The organism is Steroidobacter sp. (assembly GCF_036406195.1).
Lineage (GTDB): Bacteria > Pseudomonadota > Gammaproteobacteria > Steroidobacterales > Steroidobacteraceae > Steroidobacter.
Window position 1 is genome coordinate 24,054 of sequence record NZ_DASWVW010000014.1, and the last position, 18,572, is coordinate 42,625.

Consider the following 18,572-nt stretch of genomic DNA (forward strand, 5'->3'; position numbering starts at 1 on the left):
AACGGTTACGGCAGGGCGTCCAGTTCCGGGTCTTCCTTCTTGATGCTCATCAGGTCCTGCGCCTTCAGCCCCATGTCCAGCGCCAGCGAGCCGGCCACGAAGATCGACGAATACGTGCCGATCAGCACGCCCAGGATGATGGCGATGGAAAAGCCGGCCAGGCTCTCGCCGGCGAAGAGGTACAGCGACAGCACCACGAACAGCACCGAGAAGCTGGTCATCAAGGTACGCGACAGCGTCTGGTTGATGGACAGGTTCAGGACCTCGAACGGCGTCGCCTTGCGCTTCTCGAGGAACACCTCGCGGACGCGGTCGAACACCACCACGGTGTCGTTGATGGAGTAACCGATCACCGCCAGGATCGACGCCAGCACCGTCAGGTCGAAGGTCATCTGCGTGGCGGAGAAGAAGCCGAGAATGAACAGCGGATCGTGGATGGCGGCCAGGACCGTGGCGGCCGCCATTTTCTTCTCGAAGCGAAAGCCGACGTAGATCAGGATACCGATGAAGCAGAACAGCAGGGCGAGGCCGCCCTGCTCGGTCAGATCCTTGCCGACTTGCGGGCCTACCACTTCGGTACGCCGCACCTCGACGCCGGGCTCCGCTTGTCCCAGCGCCGCAGCGACCCGCGCGCTGACTTCATTCACGTCTTCGCCTGCGTCCGGCATCACTCGCACGGCCAGATCGCGGGAACTGCCGAATGACTGGACCTGCGCATCGTCAAATCCCGCCTGCTCCAGCGCGGCGCGGGCACCATCGATATCCGCGGCCTGGGGATAGATGACCTCGACGACCACACCGCCGGTAAAGTCGATACCGAGGTTCAAGCCACGCACGGCCAGCAAGGCGAGCGAACCGAGCATCAGAATCGCGGAGATCACATAAGTGATCCGCCGCGTGCCCATGAAATCGATGTTCGGAGTGCGCCGGAAAAATTCCATCTGACTTGCTCGATAGCGCTTGGGTTATACGGGCAGCGTGGCGAGGCGGCGGCGCCGTCCCCAGATCAGGTCGATCACGACGCGGCTGCAGATCACGGCCGTGAACAGCGAAGTGAGGATGCCCAGCACCAGAGTCACCGCGAAGCCCTTGATCGGACCGGTGCCGAACGCGAACAACACGATACCCGCGATCAGCGTGGTGATGTTCGAGTCGGCGATGGCCGAGAACGCTTTGTCGAAGCCTGCGCTGATCGCAGCGTGCGGCGAATTGCCGATACGTAACTCTTCACGTATGCGCTCGTAGATGAGCACGTTGGCATCCGCCGCCATACCGATCGTGAGCACCACGCCGGCAATACCGGGCAACGACAGCGATGCCTGCAACAGCGACATCAGCGCCACCAGCAGCACCACGTTCATGATCAGCACGAAGTTGGCCACCATGCCGAACGCGCGGTAATAGGCGGCGAGGAAGATGAAGGTCAGCACCGCGCCAAGCGCCAGCGCCTTGAGACCGCGATCGATGTTGTCCTGGCCGAGGCTCGGACCGATCGAACGCTGCTCGACGATGGTCTGCGGGGCCGCCAGTGCGCCGGAACGCAACAGCAACGCCAGCTCGTGCGCTTCAGCCGCCGCCAGGCCAGTGATACGGAAGCGGGATGACAGCACGCTCTGGATGGTCGCGGCGCTGATGACGCGCTCTTCGACACAAGTGTCGCCGGAACGCGTGCCCTTGCAGGTCTCGCCTTCGGCAAGATTCTTGGTTTCGATGTAGACCACGGCCATGCGGCGGCCGACGTTGTCGCGGGTCGCTTCCAGCATTTCCTGCCCGCCACGCGCGTCCAGCGTCACATTGACCTCGGGCGCGCCTTCGGAGAAGCCGCTGGTGGCGTCGGTCAGCTGTTCGCCGGTGGCGATGAGATCGCGTTTCAGCAGTATCGGGCGGCCGGCGTTGTCGCGATACAGCTTGGAGCCGATCGGAATGCGCCGGGTGCTCTCCGCTTCATAGGGGTTGTTGTTCTCGTCGACCAGACGGAATTCGACCGTGGCCGTCGCACCAAGCACGCGGACCGCCTGGTTCGGATCGCTGACACCGGGTAGTTGCACGATGATGCGATCGGAGCCCTGCCGCGCGACGATGGGTTCCGACACGCCGAGCTCGTTGACGCGATTGCGCAGCGTGGTGATGTTCTGCTCGATCGCGAAGTCCTGCCGCTGCTTCAAACGCTCGGGAGTGTAGGTGACCGTGAGCACCGTCGCCGGCTCGGCGCCGCCCGTCTGACTCTCGGTGATAACGATGCCAGGATCGTTTGCCTGAATCTTCTTGCGCGCAGCGGCCACGTCAGCGTCGGGACGCAGCGTGACCACGACGCGAGAGCCATCCTCGGTGACCTGACTATAGTGAATGCGGGCATCGCGCAGCTGCGTTCTCACATCCTGCGCCAGGCGTTCGTAGGCGAGCTTGATGGCACCCTCCACGTCCACCTGATACATGAAGTGCACGCCGCCACGCAGATCGAGACCCAGGCTCATCGGTTTGAGACCGACCTTGCGCAGCAGCTCAGGCGTGCGCGGCACGTCGGTCAGTGCAACGACATAATCGCCCGGCGCGGCGTCCTGGATCACGTCACGAGCCTTGATCTGGTCGTCGGTGCGAGCGAAGCGCAGCATCAGCCGCCCTGCTTCGAGGTACGAGCTGCTGGGCGTGACTTGAGCCGCCTCGAGCATGCCGCGCACTCGTTCGAGCTCGGCCGTGTCGATGGCTGCCCGGTCGTCACGCGCCAGCTGGATGGCGGGGTCCTCGCCGAAAAGATTCGGCAGTGCCAGCAGGATGCCGAGCACCAATGTCACGGCCACGAGCCAATAGCGCCAGGCGGGAATCTGGTACATGCGATGAAGCGGAGCGCTGGAGGTTTAGCGTGAGGTTCAGACGCTTTTCAAGGTGCCCTTGGGGAGCACCTGGGCCACGGCGTGGCGCTGCAGTTTGATATTCACGCCCTGCGCGACCTCGACCGTGAGGAACTGCTCGCTCACCTCGGTGACCTTGCCCAGAATGCCGCCGTTGGTGACCACCTCGGCGCCCACTTCCAGGGCGGCGACCATGGCCCGATGTTCCTTGGCGCGCTTGGTCTGCGGCCGGATCAGCAGGAAATAGAACACCACGAAGATCAGCACCAGCGGCAAGAATTGCATGAGCGCGCTGGGCTGGGCCGGGGCGCCGGTCGCCTGCGCGGCAGCGGTGGAAATCAACCAGTCCATCTTGCAATGCCCCCGAAAACTGCGAAAAAAGAGGGACGAATCCCCGACAAAGAATGTGACCCAAAGAACGTCATCATGATTGCCGCCGGCGCCCGGGGCGCCCCCCGGAAAGCCGGGGCCGGCAAAGAGCGGCGCATTATACACACCACCCTTCCGGCCACTATCCAGGCGGGGGCCGAAGACCCTTCCCGGCGTCGATTGGCCGCAATGCGCCGTGCAGCGGCCGGCCGCTGCCGTACACTGTGCTGCCCCGGCTTTGGGGTTGCGAGGTCCCGTATCACTACATGCTTTCCCGCGATGTCCTGATCCTGCTGCTGCTGATACTGCTGAACGGATTCTTCGCGCTGTCGGAAATGGCGCTGGTCGCCGCCAAGCGGGTTCGCCTGCAGGCCGCCGCGGAACAGGGCCGGGCCGGGGCCAGATCCGCGCTGGCGCTGATGGAGGATCCCACCACCCTGCTCTCGGCGATCCAGATCGGCATCACCCTGATCTCGCTGGTCACGGGCATCTACAGCACCAACGTGTTCGCCGATCCGCTGGCGAGCCTGCTGATAGACATCGGCGTGCATGCTTCGTTCGCGGAGGAAGCGGCATACACCGTCGTGGTGCTGATCGTGACGTTCGTATCGCTGATCCTTGGCGAGCTCATGCCCAAGCGCGTCGCCCTGTTGCACGCCGAAACGCTGGCGACCTTCGTCGCGCCGGTGATGCGTTTGTTCGCCACCATCATGGTGCCGTTCGTGTGGTTGTTGCGCGTGACGGTGAATGCGCTGCTCAAGCTGCTGCCCGTATCGTCCGCGCCCCAGGCGGCGGTCACTGAAGACGATGTGCGCGCCCTGGTCGCCGAAGGCACGCGCGCCGGCGTGTTCCTGGCATCGGAGCGGCGATTGCTCGAAGGCGTGCTGGCGCTGGCCGATCGCAAGGTCGGTTCCATCATGGTTCCGCGCCAGGACGTGATCTGGCTGAATCTGGAAGAGCCACTCGATGTGCTCTGGCAACGCGCCAAGGAAAGCGGTCATGCCCGCTTCCTGGTCTCGCGAGGCAACTTCGACAACCTGCTCGGCATGATCACGCTCGCCGATCTGAGCGAAGCGCTGCATCGGGGCGAGCTCGACCCGGACAAGGACCTGGAGCCGCCGCTGCATATTCCCGATTCGATTTCGGTGCTGCAGATGCTGGATCAGTTCCAGCGCTCCAGCACGCACCTGGCCGTGGTCACCGATGAATATGGTGAAATCGAAGGAATCACCACGCCCATCGACATTCTCAAGGCAATCGCCGGCGAGCTGCCCGACCTGGGCAGCCGCGAGCGCGCCGAATGGGTGCAGCGCGAAGACGGGTCGTATCTGGTGGATGGGCACATGCCCATCGAAGAGTTGCAGCAGCGATTGAACCGCCGCGACATGGGCGGCCGCGACTATCACACGGTCGCCGGTTTCGTGCTGGCGCGCCTCGGCCGCATTCCCAAGGCCGGCGACACACTGACCTGGCGCGATCTGAAGATCGAGATCATCGACATGGACGGCGTGCGCATCGACAAGATCCTGCTGCGCAAGCAGGCGGTCAGCTGATCGGTTCGAGCAGTCCGCCTGTCAGGGCGTTCCCGTTCTCTTCTTCATGGGCGTTGCGCCATCGGAGGAGACGATCGTCATGTCGTCATGCGTTGAATGCTCCTCCAGCCACTCGCGCCAGATGGCCAGCGACACCGCCAGCAGCACCGGGCCGATGAACAGGCCCACCAGGCCGAATGCCAGCACGCCACCGAGCACGCCGAACACCACCAACAGGAAGTGCATGCGCGTCGCGTTCGAGATCACCAGCGGGCGCACGATGTTGTCGACCCAGCTGACCAGAACCAGTCCCCACAGGATCAGGCCAACGCCATCGACCAGTTCGCCGCGAACGATCGCCCAAGTGGCCAGGCTGCCCCACACCATCGGCGCGCCGAACGGCACCAGCGCGATGATCACGGTGACGGCGCCCATCAACACCGGCGCTTCCACACCGAAAATCCAATAGCCGATGCCGGCGACCGCGCCCTGCGCCAGTGCGCCGAGCATCAGCGCATACACCACCGCCTGGGTCGTGTAGCCCGCCGCGTCGATGTAGTCGTGCACTCGAGGGCCCAATATTCCTTCGAGCACTGCGCGTGCTTCGCGCATCAGCCGCGGTCCGTCGCGCAACAGGAAGTACATGGAAAATACCGCAAAAAAGAGCTTGGCGATGTTGCGTCCGGCGCCGCCGATGAGCCGCGTCACTTCGACTGACGATTGCTCCATCATCACCATGAACTGCTCACGCAGCGCTTTCGGGTCGGCAGCGAGATGATTCAATATGTCCTGCGCCTGGGCGCCGACATAGGGCAGGTCGCGAACGGCCTGTGGCAGCACCGGCTTGCTCGCCAGGAAATTCTGGATCTCGGCGTATGCAGCCACGGCTTCGACTCGCAGCATCAGGATCAGCCAGACCAGCGGCACCACGATGATCACCGTGACGATCAGCGTGGTAATGAGCGCCGCCACCGGCCCGCGATTGCCCACCAGCTTCATGATCCGCAGGTGCAGCGGCCAGGCGACGTACGTCAGGATCGCCCCCCACACCAGCGGCACGATGAACGGCTGCAGCACCGAGAAGGTCAGCAGCAGAATGCCCAGGATCAGGCCGGAGACCAGCAGGCGTCGAAACCAGGGCGCGGTAGGCAGATCGGCGAGCATGGACGATTGTTGACTGGGTTTCATCGTGCGCGATGGCTGCTTATTCGCCCGCGTCGCTCTTCGACCGACGCGCCAGGAAATCCGCGGCGAAAGACTCGAAGCGATGCTCCTCGATGGCAGCGCGCATGGACTGCATCAGGGACAGATAGAAGTGCAGATTATGAATGCTGCCGAGCCGCGCAGCCAGAATTTCGCCGCAGCGATCCAGGTGCCGCAAGTAGGCGCGGCTGTAATTCGTGCAGGTGTAACAGGGGCAGGCCTCGTCCAGCGGTCCGGTGTCGGTTTCGTATCGAGCATTGCGAATGCGGACCACGCCCGTGCTGGTGAACAAGTGGCCATTGCGAGCGTTGCGCGTGGGCATGACGCAATCGAACATGTCCACGCCCCGGCTCACCGCTTCCACCAGGTCCTCGGGTGTGCCGACTCCCATCAGGTAGCGCGGCCGATCCTTGGGCAGCCGCGGGGTGATGGCCTCGAGCATGCGCTCCCGCTCCTGCTTCGGCTCGCCGACCGCGAGACCGCCGATGGCATAACCGTCGAAGCCGATCTGCTGCAACCCCGCCGCCGATTCCTCGCGCAACGCTGTATACATGCCGCCTTGAACGATGCCGAACAGGGCGTTGGGATTCTGCAGACGGTCGAACTCCGCCCGGCTGCGCAATGCCCAGCGCAATGACAGCTCCATCGAGCGCCTCGCTTCGGCTTCCGTGGCCGGATACGGCGTGCACTCGTCGAAGATCATCACTACGTCCGAATCCAGGTCGCGCTGGACCTGCATGGATTTCTCCGGGGTCAACAGCACCGCGTCGCCATTGATGGGCGAGCGAAAGTTCACGCCCTCCTCGGTGATCTTGCGCATGGTCGCGAGACTGAACACCTGGAAGCCGCCCGAGTCGGTGAGGATGGGCTTCTCCCAATGCATGAACCGGTGCAGCCCGGCATGAGCGCGAATCACGGGCATGCCCGGCCGCAACATCAGATGAAAGGTATTGCCGAGCACGACCTGCGCGCCCATGCCGACAAGCTCTTCCGGCGTCATCGCCTTGACGGTGCCGTAGGTGCCGACGGGCATGAAGATGGGCGTTTCCACCACGCCGCGAGGGAACGTCAAACGGCCGCGGCGCGCGCCGCCATCCGTCGCCAGCAATTCGAACTGCATGCCCATGAGCTAGCGGCGCTCCAGAAACATCGCGTCACCGTAACTGAAAAATCTGTAACGCCGCTCGACCGCATGCCGGTAGGCATGCATCACGGTGTCGAAGCCGCCGAAAGCGCAGACCAGCATCAACAAGGTCGACTCGGGCAAGTGAAAGTTGGTGAGCAACGCATCGATCGCCCGGAATCGATAGCCGGGCGTGATGAACAGTCGCGTCTCGCCCTCGTAAGGCTGCAACTCGCCCGATTGCGCCGCCGATTCCAACGTTCGAACGACCGTCGTTCCCACGGCCACCACTCGCCCGCCCCGCGCTCTGGTTGCAGCGATGGCATCGCACGCTTCAGCGCTGACGCTGAGGCGCTCCGCGTGCATGCGATGCTGCTGCAGGTCATCGACGCGAACGTTCTGAAACGTGCCGGCCCCGACATGCAAAGTCACAAACGTCGATTCGACGCCTTTGCCCTTGCAGCGAGCAAGAACGTCGTCATCGAAGTGCAGGCCCGCCGTCGGCGCCGCGACGGCTCCGGGTTCGCGGGCGTAGATCGTCTGATAGCGCGTGGCATCGTCCGCTTCGGCATTACGCTCTATATAAGGAGGTAACGGCATGGCGCCGTACTGTTGAAAGTACGCGAGCGGTTCGACAGTTAACTGCAACTCGAACAGATCCTCGTGCCGCTGGATGAAGCGCGCTTCCACATTGCCGGGCAGCGCGACCGGCGCCTCGGTCCGCAACGGCTTGCTGGCATGGACGTGCGCAAGGATGCGATTCCCGCCCAGCACGCGCTCGAGCAGGATTTCCACCTGCCCGCCTGTGGGCTTCACGCCGTGCACGCGTGCCGGAATCACCCGCGTGTCATTGAAAACCAGCAGGTCACCGGGCCGAACCAGTCCGGGAAAATCCGTGAAATTCAGATCCTTAGGCGAGCCGTTCGGCAACACGTGCAACAGCCGTCCCCCGGCCCGCTGGGCCGGAGGATGCTGAGCAATCAGGTCGACCGGAAGGTCATAGGCAAAGTCGCTGCGCCGCATGCGGCGCGCACGGTAGCAGAAGGTGAGCGGGGCTGCCTCTGCGAACACCACTTCGACATGACGCAGGTGCGGACCTCTGCCGCCTGTTCAATCAGGTACGTGATCACGATCACCGCGTAGCGACGTGCCAAGGCCGCTAGAGCTCGGCCTCTGTCTGCATTTTCTATTCGCGCGGGCCGCGGGCGCTGCATTACGTCGCCTCGACCCACATATTGCAAATACGAATCCCTCTCATTTACAGTAGCGTCCTGGCCAAGCCGCGACCGGACGAGAGCGGCTGTCAATAAACAGTCTTTTTGAGAACACCTCGATGGTTACCAACACATTGCCTCGCCGTCGCTCTCATTGCCTGCGCACCCAGGTGTTGATCCTGGCTGGCGGCAGCTTCGTGGCCAACCTGCCCGCCTTCGCTGAGGAGATAGATGTATCGAGACTGCCCACCATCGTGGTAGTCGGGCACGCCGAGAGCGACATCGCTCGTCAACCGGGTGCTGTGACCATCGTGACGACGGAAGAGCTAACGCTGAAGCAGCCGCGCTCAACCGAGGAAGCTTTGCGGACCGTACCGGGCGTGACCATCAAGCCCGAGGAAGAAACCGCCATCGTCGCCAACATCGGCGTTCGCGGCTTGAGCTCGGCGGATTACAAGACACTCATCCTCGAGGACGGCGTACCCGTCGCGCCGGGCCTGTTCGTAGGCAACGGTCGCTACTACAACCCGCGCGTTCAGCGCATGGAAGGCATCGAGATTCTGAAAGGCGCCGCCTCGCTGCGTTACGGTCCGAGCACCATTGGTGGCGTGATCAACTACATCACCAAGCAGCCTCGGGACGGTGTCGAGCTGGCCGTGCGCACTGGATCTTTCAACACACGCGAAGCCTCATTGGAACTGGGTGCCAGCACCGCCTCCGATGAGGCCCGCTTCGGCGCCCTCGTCACTCGCGCGCGCAGCGACGGCTTCATGGACAAGGGCTACGACATGACCGACGTCGTGCTCAAGATGGGCCTCGACATCGGCAGCAACCAGCGTCTGAGCATCAAGTACACCGACTACGACAACGACGCCAACATCTCCTATCGCGGCCTCTTCCTGCGGGACTATCAGAGCGGCCGGGACTACAACCCGGCGCCGGATGACTGGTTCCTCACGGGCCGACGCTCGCTCGATTTGAATCACGAGTGGCTGATCGGCGACAGCGCGCGTTTGAATACGCTCGTCTACGGCAGCGAGATGCATCGCAACTACTGGCGCTATGCGACCGACAACGCCGCGTCCGCCGCCGCCGGGCGCTGGGTCTACACCGACAACTTGAACGGCAACAATCGCGAGTTCGAGCGCTTCGGCGTGGAAAGCCGCCTGCAATTCGAGCACGCAATATTCGGGATCGCGAACGAAGCCGAGCTTGGCCTGCGCTATATGGACGAAGAGATGCAGGACAGGACAGTCGCAGCGACGCGCGCGACGCCGCGCACCGGAACGATCAACAAGGATGTCATCGATTCGGCGGAAAGCCTGGCGTTCTACGCGCAGAACCGCTTCCTGCTGACGGAGCGTTTCAGTGTCACCGCCGGCCTGCGTGCCGAACGCTACGAGCAGCAACGCAAGGATCGGCGCCGCTCGGTTGCTCAAGGCAACCAGGCGGACAGTTCGAATACCGAGCTGCTGCCCGGCCTCGGCGTCACCTACCAATTCACGCCCGAGCTGCAGATGTACGCGAGCGTCTACAAGGCGTTCTCGCCCGCGCTCAACGGCGATGCGCTGAATGGACTGGACGATCAGCAGCTCGATGCCGAGCGCTCGGTCAACATCGAGACGGGCGTGCGCGGCGGCGGTAAGCGCCTGAAGTACGAGCTGGCCTTGTTCCGTATGCAATTCGACAATCAGATCATCCCCGCCAACAGCAACAGCCAGTTCCAAGTGACCAACGGCGGCAAGACGCTGCATCAGGGCATCGAAGCCGGACTCGGCCTGGCGTTGGGCGCGGGTTTCAGCTTGAACGCCAACGCCACGTACATCGCCGATGCGGAATTCGACGGCGACCGTTTCACGCGTGACGGCACGCTGAGCACACCGGACGGCAATCGCATTCCCTACACCCCGGAATGGGTGGCCAACCTCACGCTCGAGCACGAGATCGGCGGCCTGCGCAGCGCGCTGAGCCTGCACCACACCGGCGCACAGTACACGGATGTGACCAACACTCGCGAGATCGCCGAGAGCCTGACCGGCTTTTTTACCGGGCGCATCGACAGCTACACGGTGCTGGATCTGAGCCTGGTCTACGACGTGAGCCGCAATTTGAGCTTCGGCGGCACGATCAAGAACCTGACCGACGAACGTTACATCGCCAGCTTGCGTCAAGGCATCTACGTAGGGCCGGAGCGCAGCTTCGACGTGGCGGCGCGCTACCGGTTTTAGGACGAGGAGGTCTTCGTGCAGGCAGTCGAGGCCCTCGCCTGCCCTGCACGGGCCCTCTTAGGCCCAATGGTGCTTAGTTAACCGTCTTTGTCGCAGCGGTTCGCGGATAGTGGATAGCGGTTGGCCAGAAATGAGCTAAATCCTGGCCGCCGTTCTGCCCTAACCGCTAACCGCCAACCACTGCAGGGCGCTAACTAAGTGCCATTGCTCTTAGGCCGGCTCCTCCTGCACGATACCGAGCACATGATCCGATGCGCCCGGCGGGGGCGGCGGCACCGGCATGGCCGGTACGGCACGAAACATGACGTTGCCGCTGTCATCGAACTGCGGCTCATCGAGCTCATCATGGAATATGAATGAGTTGGTGCGCGCCGCGGCCGGCTCGTCCGGGATCGTGATCTCAAACGACATCTTCTTTTTCTGGCGCAGCACGTTGAGCTTCAGCTGCTCGCCCGCCTGATACGAACCGAGGATGCGGAGCGCGTGGGTCGGGCTCGACGGCGTGCGCCCGTCGATATCGAGAATGACATCGCCATCTTCTAGCTTCAGCCGGCTATCCGACGGCGCGCGCACCACCAGCAAACCCTTCTCCGTACCGAAGTAATGCCCGAGCTTGGGCGTCAGCGGCACCAGCTCCGTCGAGCCAAATACGCCGGCGACGCGCAATGCCGCCATCGGCGGCAACGGCATCGCCGGGCCGCCCGCACGCGCGCCCGCTCCAAAGGGATGCGTAGCGAACAGGCGAACGGGCTCTTGGGCGGTGACGGTTGCGGTCGCGACCTTGTTGTCGCGCCGATAGCGCACCTTCACCTTCTCACCCGGTTTGACCTCGCCCATTTGCTTCAACAGCACATCGCGCGGAGACAGCTCTCCATCGCGCTTCAGTCGCTTGTCGCCGATGGCGAGCAGCACATCCCCCGCCTTCAGGCCGGCACTCTCGGCCGCTCCGCCCGGACTGACACTGACGATCGGCACTCCCTCGGACAACTCTTCACCGCGTGGCCCCAGGTTGATTCCAAGCATGGCTCGCTGTGGCATGACGCGAGTGAAGTGATGCACCGACGGCATCACATGCTCCGACATGGACATGCTCAGTTCCGCGACCTCGCGAGCTGCAACATCCAGCCTGCGTCGCGCGTCTTCGAGCTTCTTCTCGATCTTGGCCTGTGATTCTTCGGACTTCTTTTCCACTTCAGCCGCGGTCGCCGTCATTGCGAATGCTGCGGCAACGGCCAGCAGCGCGACACGCACCGTCATTGTCGATCCCAGATTCATAGGGCTTGCACTCCCATTGTCAAAACCAGGCCCCGCCGGCTTCGGCGTAGCGAACCTTCACCAGCGAATCCATCAAATCCACGCGCTCGCGCCATAGCCGGCGCGACTGCTCCTCGCTCAAGTCCTGGTCGGGCGCGGTGGAGAGCTGGAAATCCAGCCACTGAATGCGTTGCTCGATGGTGTCGATGGTCGCGGCCGTGGAAACTCGCTCGACCCGCGGACGCTCGGGCAACTTCCGTAACAGCCCTTCCAACCGCTGTGACTGCGCGACCAACTCTTCGAGATGGGGGTTCGCGTCCTGCGTCGGGGCTTCTGCTTCCGCCACTTCTGCGGGTGCTCCGGCGCTGCTCCGATCGGAGTTGCTCGTGATGAACGCGACCGCCGTCAACGTGATCGCCACTGTCACCGCGGCGGCCAGCCCCACCTTCTCCCAGCGCAGTCGCGGACGGCGCTCGGGAATGGCCTGCTGGATGCGATCCCACGCCATCGCCGGTGGCTCGAACTGCCGCAGCCCCTGCATTTCCGCGCGAACCGACGACAATCGCTGCAATTCATCGCTGCAGGTCGAACACGCCTTCACGTGTTCCGATACGTTCGCCGCGACCGGCTCGCCGTCGCGCAGACTCAACAAGTGCTCGATACGTGCGTGCATGACGCTGATCCCGCCGGTTGATCCAACAGTTCGCGCAAGCGGACATGTGCGCGCGCCAGTTGAGATTTCGAGAAGCTCGCCGTGCGTCCGAGCAGGCGTCCAATCTCCCCGTGTGTGTAACCCTCGACATCGTGCAGCCACACCACGCTGCGCGTGAGCGCAGGCAAGCTGGCCAAAGCACGCTCCACGTCGACACTCGCCGACGCCTGCACATCGGGCTGCGAGGCTTCGTCCAGCAACACCATGGACGCCGACGACTGTTCTTCGTTGTCCAGGTACAGCAGGCTGCGATGCCACGGCGATCGCAAGTACATCAGGCACTTGTTCACCGCGATGCTCCGCACCCAGCCGCCGAAGGCTCCGTCTCCGCTGTACGCATTGATGCTGCGCAGGACTTCGATGAAGGTTTCCTGGAACAGCTCATCGGCAATGGCCGTGCGCACCACCAGGCGGCGGATCAGGGTGTAGATGGGCCGGCGGCACGCCAGATAAATGGCCTCGTGCGCCCGCGGCTCGCCCGCCTGGGCAGCCCGGACCACTTCCGCGGCGACCTCGATACCTGAAAGTGCGACATTGCCTGCTTTGATGCGCCGGCGGGCAAAAAGGTCGCAAAAAGACATTGTGGCCGGCCAACGACAATCCGCTATAATCGCCGCCCTTCGCTCCCCGGGCCGGTGTGGCGGAACTGGTAGACGCAGCGGACTCAAAATCCGCCGCCCTTAAAAGCGTGTGGGTTCGATTCCCTCCACCGGCACCATCCCTACATCCGAGAGCGTCCAGTAAAGTCCTCTCACTCCCACTACGGCCTAGTTTTCTAGGCGTTTTGTTCCACCACGTTCTTCGGCTGTCCATGGGCAGCCTAGCACGCACGGGGGTAACTCTGGGAGTAACTCTAGGACTCGCCGCCCACCTGGGGGTAACTGGACGATGGCGCTTACAGAGCTTGAGATTCGCGCGGCCAAAGCCGTGGAGAAGCCGTTGAAGTTGTTCGACGGTGGCGGGCTGTATTTGCTTGTTACCCCCGGTGGTGGGCGGTGGTGGCGGCTCAAGTACCGCTACGAGGGGAAGGAGCGCGGGATATCGCTTGGGGTGTATCCGGATGTTTCGCTGAAGCGGGCACGGATCTGTCGGGATGATGCTCGGCGGATGATTGCGGAAGGGATTGATCCGAGTGCGCGGCGGCAGGCGGACAAGAACGCGCGAGCCGTCACCTTCGAGTTAGTCGCTAACGAATGGCTGGAGCTGCAAGCAAAGAAGCTTGCGCCGGTGACGCTGAGCAAGGCGCGGTGGATGATTAGCGAGTTCGTCTTGCCTCACATCGGGTCACGGCCGATCCATAAGGTCACACCGGCGGACGTGCTGGCAGCGTTGCGCCCGATTGAAGCTCGCGGCAAACACGAGACGGCGCATCGAACGAAACAATACGTTGGGCAAATCTTTCGATACGCCGTCGCCACGAGTCGCGCCGAGCGAGACATCACGGCGGATCTGCGCGGCGCACTCACGCCAGCGACGACCAAGAATCACGCCGCTGTCACCGATCCGGTGGCAATCGGAGCGCTGCTGAGAGCTATTGACGGCTACTGCGGCCAGCCCGTGACGCATGCGGCACTCAAGCTTGCGCCGCTGGTATTTGTACGGCCCGGTGAACTTCGGCACGCGGAATGGTCGGAAATAAACTTTGACGCAACCGAGTGGCGCATTCCAGGCGAGCGGATGAAGATGGGCGATCCGCACATCGTGCCGCTAGCGACACAGGCAATGCGGATCCTGCGAGATATGCATCAGCTGACCGGTAGAAGCCGTTACGTCTTTCCATCCTTGCGAACCAGTGCCCGCCCGATGTCGGAGAACACCATCAACGCTGCTCTGCGCCGGCTTGGATACGGGACCGACGAGATGACCGGCCATGGATTCCGGGCGATGGCATCGACCTGCTTGAATGAGCAGGGATGGCATCCGGACCTGATTGAACTGCAACTCGCCCACTCCGAACGCAATAAGGTGCGCGCAGCATACAATCGAGCCACGCGAATGGTGGAGAGGAGGAAGATGATGCAGGCGTGGGCGGACTATCTCGACGTGCTCCGGATTAGTTCGGATCTAAAAAAATGAACGCCCGCAGCCCGTTACCCTATTGAATAGATATAATTGGAAAGGCCACCCACACCGAAACAGAACACATGGCTATAACCTTAGATGAGGTGAGGCGACACATTCTGATCGCCCTGGTCTCCGACGATGATGACCTTCCGGCTTTCTTCGGACCAGCAGTTACTTCGGAGATGAGGCTTCCACGGTTGTTGTTGGTTGGGTCTGTTTGAACTGCAGCGGTGTGAGCTGACCGAGGCTCGAATGGGGACGGACCTCGTTGTACTCTCGCCGGAACTGCTCGATCAGTATCTTCGCATCGATCCGGTTCTTGAACCACTGCATGTTCAGGCACTCGTCTCGGAACTTGCCGTTAAAGGATTCGTTCGATCCGTTCTGCCAGGGCTTGCCGGGATCGATGTGTGCGGTATCGATGTTGGTCTCCGTCAGCCAGCGCAGGACCGCTCTTGATACGAACTCCGGGCCATTATCAGATCTGAGGTAGCGTGGGGCGCCATGCGTGCTCACGAGCTTCGAGAGAACCTCGATGACGCGACCAGAGCGGATGTTGCCGGCAACGTCGATGGCTAAGCACTCGCGGGTGTACTCATCGATCACCGTCAGGCACTTTAGCTGCTGGCCGTTAGCGCAGGCATCGAACACGAAGTCATAGGCCCAGACCTGATTGGCGCCAAGCGCCGGTAGTGGCCTGGGCCGGCTGGCGGCGATGCGCCGTCGAGGCCGCTTCTTAGGCACTTGAAAGCCGTACTGTCGCCAGATCCGATGCGTGCGATCCGCGCTCATCGCGTGACCCCGGCGGGCCAGGAACACCTGGATGCGCCGATAACCATAGCGCGGGTACTGCGCTGCCAGCTCGCGCATCGCTGCCACCACCGGCGCATCTCGCCGCGCCAGTCGAGACTCGTATTGCAAAGTGGATCTGGCCACTGACATCAGCGCGCACGCCCGTCGCTGCGACACACCGCGTTCGCACACGAACGCCACTTGCCGACGACGCACCTGCGCGCTTACCATTTTTTTGCTGCCACCTCCTTCATGACGTCGATCTCGAGATCACGCTCGGCGAGCAGCTTCTTGAGCTTAGCGTTCTCCTGCTCGAGCTGCCGCAGACGCTTTACGTCGACCGGCTCCAGCTGCCCGAATCGCTTGCGCCAGGCGTAGATCGTGACGTCGCTGATCCCATGCTTCTTGGCGACCTCCGCGACCGTCGACTGGTCCGCCTCGCGCAGGATCTTCACCATCTGTTCTTCTGTAAATCGGCTCTTCTTCATCTTGCTCCTCGATCCGAGGAGCCATCATCCCACAAAGTTGTCGCTGGTCCGAAATTCGGCTAGCAGGTCAGGTCCAGTTCGACGCGATGCTCGCGAACTCAAGCAAATCGAATCGGCCGGTCGACAAATGGTCGGCACCGACATCCCGGAGCGTCCTGCGATGCTCGATTGAACGCGCGCTGCCCGACCTGTCGCATTGCCTCAACGAAAATGTTACCGGTCCGCGTCGTTGCCTCACGTGAAGTGTTACTCGGGAGTATGGATGTCAACATGGTGTCTTCGCCAACAGGGAGACTCCATGAAGCCAAAGATGACGCATACAATAAGAGCGGAGCTCACAAACGCGATCCGGCACCGTTACAAGGCCAGCTCCGGTGAAGCCAAGCGCAGGATCCTGGATGAATTTATCGCCGCAACCGGATACCACGAGAAGTCAGCGCTCCGTGTTCTGAATCGCTCTCCTGCTGTTCGGGGCCGTCAGACACGGCAACGGTCATCGATATACGACGAAGCGGCACGAGCGGCCCTCATTGTGCTGTGGGAAGCATCGGATCGAGTGTGCGGCAAGCGCCTGAAGGCCTTGGTGCCGATCCTGCTGCCAGCCTTGGAGCGAAACGGCCATCTCAAGCTCAATCAGGAGATTCGCACCAAAGTCCAATCGATGAGTGCAGCGACGATGGACCGCCTGTTGCGAACACCACGGAGCGCAACGCGCATTGGAAAGGCGCGAAGAGTGGAGCCTGAACCGCGGCGGCGCATCAAGATGCGAACGTTTGCCGACTGGAACGAGCCGTCTCCGGGCTGCATGGAAATGGACTTGGTGGCCCACTGCGGGCCGGTCAACCGCGGCAGTTATATCCACAGTCTCGTTCTGACGGATATCGCGAGCGGATGGACCGAAGCCGCGCCGATCTTAGTCCGGGAGAGCACGATGGTAGTTGAGACGCTCGAGCGACTCCGCGCCGGATTGCCGTTCGCCTTGCGTGCAGTGGATGTCGACAACGGCACCGAGTTTGTGAACGAGAGGCTGATCGAGTACTGCTTGGGGCATGGAATCGAACTCACCCGGTCGCGACCCTATCGAAAGAACGATCAAGCATGGATCGAGCAGAAAAATGGCGCTGTTGTACGAAAGCTAATGGGCTACAGGCGCTTTGAGGGCATAGCGGCCGCGAGGGCGATAACTCGTCTCTATGGGGCATCCAGACTGTTCGTCAACTTCTTCCAACCATCCTTCAAATTGGCTGCCAAACACCGCGAGGGAGCGAAGGTGTCCAAGCGCTACCATCCGCCGCAGACGCCGTGTGAGCGGCTTCTGCAGACGGATAGTATCCCGATGGATGCCAAGCAGAAGCTGGGCGAGATCTCAGCGAAACTTGATCCGCTAAAGCTTCTGGAGGAAATGCGCGCGGTTCAGGCCTATTTAGCTGCGTTGGCGAGCGGCGAATCGCCCCCACCGATGACCTCTGAGCCTCCAAATCTTGCCTCGTTCCTGGCGAGCCTATCGAGCGCGTGGCGCGCCGGAGAGATCCGCCCGACATTCTCGATCGATGCGAAGCCACGTTATCTTCGAAGTCTACAAAGGATCTCGCCACAATCTCCTGTCGCAGCGCTTCCTGCGGCGACCACGCCCCCAACTCCGCCTATGACCAACTCAGCGCCCACGAAGCTGCTGGATAAGCCGCGGCTTGTATATGCCGAGCGACGTGCGAGCGCTCAAGCTCTGCGCATGGCCTGGCCGATCGTGTGTCGGCGGCTGGAGGGACTTCCTAACATCAACGCCAAGCAACTCTTCGAGGAGTTGTGTGTCCAGTTCCCAGGCCGCTTCGGTTCGAAGCAGTACAGAACGCTCCTCCGGCGCGTCAATCTCTGGCGCAAAGACGCTCTTGCTCGGGGTGTCACCATCGGCCCGAAGACGTACCGACGGTATAGCGACAAGCCGCGTGGTCGTCGTCCCGACATGTTCAAAGATCACTGGGCAGAAATCGTTGACTGCCTTGAAGCCAATCCGGATCTGACCGCCCTTGAACTTCTGATCGAGTTCCAAGCGAGATACCCTGGGCGATACGGCCTCCATCAACTTCGTACGTTGCAGAAGCGAGTCAAGGCATGGCGGCAAGAAGCAGTCGATCGGCTCATCTGTGGAGTTGGCGATCTGCCGGACAGCCTCGCCATCCTCCCACCGCGCTCAGTGTGACTACCAGCACTTCAATGGGGAAGCGGTAACATCGTTGGTGAGGCATCCGGTAACAAAATTACGTGAGGCAACACGACAACCTTCAGACGGAGGCGATTTGGTTGCTATGCTGCGCTCTTTGCAGGTTCAAACGGCATACGGGTTGGTAAAACCGGTCCGGGTGACAGGGATTGAACCTGTGCCTGATAGGGGCCAAGTTGTCCGCCGCCTGATTGCGCGAGTTGCGCAATCAGGTCTTCGTTTAATGTGCCCCGCTATGCTGTCTGTCCCGCCGAGTTTCTCGAGGAGATTAGGGTGGGGTGGGTGTCCTTACAGAACATCGCCCACTGATCCATCAACATCGCGCGTTTCACTAGTAGGGTGCCTCTCTGATAGGCCGCTTCAGCCTCGTCCTTAATCTTGTGGGCGATTGGCATCAGCATCGTTCGTTCGCCCAGCGGGCAGCGAAGAAAGCCGTGCCGCTCGTAGAATGCTACGGCGTCGTCATCAATGGCATGGGTGATCACTGCTCGTGCCCCTGCCGTATCGGCGGCACTGAGACACCGAC

Annotated in this window: 14 protein-coding genes, 1 tRNA gene and 1 pseudogene; 5 read left to right on the forward strand and 11 right to left on the reverse strand. The window is 62.2% G+C overall.

The genetic code is table 11. The features are described from left to right. Positions 1 to 5 precede the first annotated feature (5 nt). From secF to yajC, 3 genes are read right to left on the reverse strand one after another with little or no spacing between them, the layout of a single operon-like run. The gene (gene secF, locus VGE08_RS05185) at positions 6 to 941 is read right to left on the reverse strand and encodes a protein translocase subunit SecF (protein ID WP_331066795.1); all 936 of its coding nucleotides are present in this window, start codon (positions 939 to 941) and stop codon (positions 6 to 8) included. Between the two features lie 24 nt (positions 942 to 965). After that, positions 966 to 2,831 carry a protein translocase subunit SecD gene (gene secD / locus VGE08_RS05190; RefSeq protein WP_331066796.1) on the reverse strand — a complete coding sequence of 622 codons (1,866 nt, stop codon included), beginning with the start codon at positions 2,829 to 2,831 and terminating at the stop codon, positions 966 to 968. A 36-nt stretch (positions 2,832 to 2,867) separates the two neighbouring features. After that, positions 2,868 to 3,200, reverse strand: coding sequence for a preprotein translocase subunit YajC (gene yajC, locus VGE08_RS05195; RefSeq protein WP_331066797.1), 333 nt, complete (start codon positions 3,198 to 3,200; stop codon positions 2,868 to 2,870). 284 nt (positions 3,201 to 3,484) lie between these two features. On the opposite strand from yajC, the gene VGE08_RS05200 reads away from it, so the two are divergent. Beyond that, positions 3,485 to 4,771 carry a hemolysin family protein gene (locus VGE08_RS05200; RefSeq protein ID WP_331066798.1) on the forward strand — a complete coding sequence of 429 codons (1,287 nt, stop codon included), beginning with the start codon at positions 3,485 to 3,487 and terminating at the stop codon, positions 4,769 to 4,771. Positions 4,772 to 4,792: 21 nt separating this feature from the next. Here the strand turns inward: VGE08_RS05200 and VGE08_RS05205 are convergent, their stop codons facing one another. From VGE08_RS05205 to queA, 3 genes are read right to left on the reverse strand one after another with little or no spacing between them, the layout of a single operon-like run. Then, positions 4,793 to 5,938 (reverse strand): AI-2E family transporter, encoded by a 1,146-nt coding sequence (locus tag VGE08_RS05205; RefSeq protein ID WP_331066799.1) that lies wholly within the window; start codon positions 5,936 to 5,938, stop codon positions 4,793 to 4,795. 16 nt (positions 5,939 to 5,954) lie between these two features. Further along, positions 5,955 to 7,073 carry a tRNA guanosine(34) transglycosylase Tgt gene (tgt, locus tag VGE08_RS05210; RefSeq protein WP_331066800.1) on the reverse strand — a complete coding sequence of 373 codons (1,119 nt, stop codon included), beginning with the start codon at positions 7,071 to 7,073 and terminating at the stop codon, positions 5,955 to 5,957. Between the two features lie 9 nt (positions 7,074 to 7,082). Then, positions 7,083 to 8,099, reverse strand: a complete 1,017-nt coding sequence (queA, locus tag VGE08_RS05215; RefSeq protein WP_331066801.1) for a tRNA preQ1(34) S-adenosylmethionine ribosyltransferase-isomerase QueA — start codon at positions 8,097 to 8,099, stop codon at positions 7,083 to 7,085. Positions 8,100 to 8,409: 310 nt separating this feature from the next. Between queA and VGE08_RS05220 the strand changes: the two genes are divergently transcribed. Continuing rightward, positions 8,410 to 10,518, forward strand: coding sequence for a TonB-dependent siderophore receptor (locus tag VGE08_RS05220; protein ID WP_331066802.1), 2,109 nt, complete (start codon positions 8,410 to 8,412; stop codon positions 10,516 to 10,518). A gap of 210 nt (positions 10,519 to 10,728) precedes the next feature. On the opposite strand, the gene VGE08_RS05225 is transcribed toward VGE08_RS05220, so the two are convergent. From VGE08_RS05225 to VGE08_RS05235, 3 genes are read right to left on the reverse strand one after another with little or no spacing between them, the layout of a single operon-like run. Continuing rightward, positions 10,729 to 11,793, reverse strand: coding sequence for a PDZ domain-containing protein (locus VGE08_RS05225; protein ID WP_331066803.1), 1,065 nt, complete (start codon positions 11,791 to 11,793; stop codon positions 10,729 to 10,731). A gap of 19 nt (positions 11,794 to 11,812) precedes the next feature. Continuing rightward, complete coding sequence (locus tag VGE08_RS05230; RefSeq protein WP_331066804.1) at positions 11,813 to 12,445, reverse strand: hypothetical protein; 633 nt, start codon at positions 12,443 to 12,445, stop codon at positions 11,813 to 11,815. Next, positions 12,418 to 13,065 carry an RNA polymerase sigma factor gene (locus VGE08_RS05235; protein WP_331066805.1) on the reverse strand — a complete coding sequence of 216 codons (648 nt, stop codon included), beginning with the start codon at positions 13,063 to 13,065 and terminating at the stop codon, positions 12,418 to 12,420. Before VGE08_RS05235 ends, VGE08_RS05230 begins: the two co-directional genes overlap by 28 nt. Before the next feature lie 50 nt (positions 13,066 to 13,115). Here VGE08_RS05235 and VGE08_RS05240 point away from each other — a divergent pair. Continuing rightward, a tRNA-Leu gene (locus tag VGE08_RS05240) sits at positions 13,116 to 13,202 on the forward strand. A 170-nt stretch (positions 13,203 to 13,372) separates the two neighbouring features. Continuing rightward, on the forward strand, positions 13,373 to 14,560 hold the full coding sequence (locus tag VGE08_RS05245) for a tyrosine-type recombinase/integrase (RefSeq protein ID WP_331066806.1): 1,188 nt from the start codon (positions 13,373 to 13,375) through the stop codon (positions 14,558 to 14,560). A gap of 159 nt (positions 14,561 to 14,719) precedes the next feature. Here the strand turns inward: VGE08_RS05245 and VGE08_RS05250 are convergent. Next, a protein-coding gene (locus tag VGE08_RS05250) for an IS3 family transposase (protein WP_331066807.1) occupies positions 14,720 to 15,828 on the reverse strand; the annotation gives its coding sequence in 2 pieces (ribosomal slippage) (positions 14,720 to 15,582 and positions 15,582 to 15,828; 1,110 coding nt in all). 298 nt (positions 15,829 to 16,126) lie between these two features. Between VGE08_RS05250 and VGE08_RS05255 the strand changes: the two genes are divergently transcribed. Further along, positions 16,127 to 18,025 (forward strand): transposase family protein, encoded by a 1,899-nt coding sequence (locus VGE08_RS05255; protein ID WP_331066808.1) that lies wholly within the window; start codon positions 16,127 to 16,129, stop codon positions 18,023 to 18,025. Between the two features lie 254 nt (positions 18,026 to 18,279). On the opposite strand, the pseudogene VGE08_RS05260 reads toward VGE08_RS05255, so the two are convergent. Continuing rightward, positions 18,280 to 18,572: pseudogene (locus tag VGE08_RS05260) on the reverse strand (hypothetical protein); the annotation flags it as partial.

What these genes read in the sequence shown, in the direction of transcription:
- secF (WP_331066795.1), bottom strand. Translation starts at nt 941, where the DNA reads ATGGAATTTTTCCGGCGCACTCCGAACATCGATTTCATGGGCACGCGG.
- secD (WP_331066796.1), bottom strand. Translation starts at nt 2,831, where the DNA reads ATGTACCAGATTCCCGCCTGGCGCTATTGGCTCGTGGCCGTGACATTG.
- yajC (WP_331066797.1), bottom strand. Translation starts at nt 3,200, where the DNA reads ATGGACTGGTTGATTTCCACCGCTGCCGCGCAGGCGACCGGCGCCCCG.
- VGE08_RS05200 (WP_331066798.1), top strand. Translation starts at nt 3,485, where the DNA reads ATGCTTTCCCGCGATGTCCTGATCCTGCTGCTGCTGATACTGCTGAAC.
- VGE08_RS05205 (WP_331066799.1), bottom strand. Translation starts at nt 5,938, where the DNA reads ATGAAACCCAGTCAACAATCGTCCATGCTCGCCGATCTGCCTACCGCG.
- tgt (WP_331066800.1), bottom strand. Translation starts at nt 7,073, where the DNA reads ATGCAGTTCGAATTGCTGGCGACGGATGGCGGCGCGCGCCGCGGCCGT.
- queA (WP_331066801.1), bottom strand. Translation starts at nt 8,099, where the DNA reads ATGCGGCGCAGCGACTTTGCCTATGACCTTCCGGTCGACCTGATTGCT.
- VGE08_RS05220 (WP_331066802.1), top strand. Translation starts at nt 8,410, where the DNA reads ATGGTTACCAACACATTGCCTCGCCGTCGCTCTCATTGCCTGCGCACC.
- VGE08_RS05225 (WP_331066803.1), bottom strand. Translation starts at nt 11,793, where the DNA reads ATGAATCTGGGATCGACAATGACGGTGCGTGTCGCGCTGCTGGCCGTT.
- VGE08_RS05230 (WP_331066804.1), bottom strand. Translation starts at nt 12,445, where the DNA reads ATGCACGCACGTATCGAGCACTTGTTGAGTCTGCGCGACGGCGAGCCG.
- VGE08_RS05235 (WP_331066805.1), bottom strand. Translation starts at nt 13,065, where the DNA reads ATGTCTTTTTGCGACCTTTTTGCCCGCCGGCGCATCAAAGCAGGCAAT.
- VGE08_RS05245 (WP_331066806.1), top strand. Translation starts at nt 13,373, where the DNA reads ATGGCGCTTACAGAGCTTGAGATTCGCGCGGCCAAAGCCGTGGAGAAG.
- VGE08_RS05255 (WP_331066808.1), top strand. Translation starts at nt 16,127, where the DNA reads ATGAAGCCAAAGATGACGCATACAATAAGAGCGGAGCTCACAAACGCG.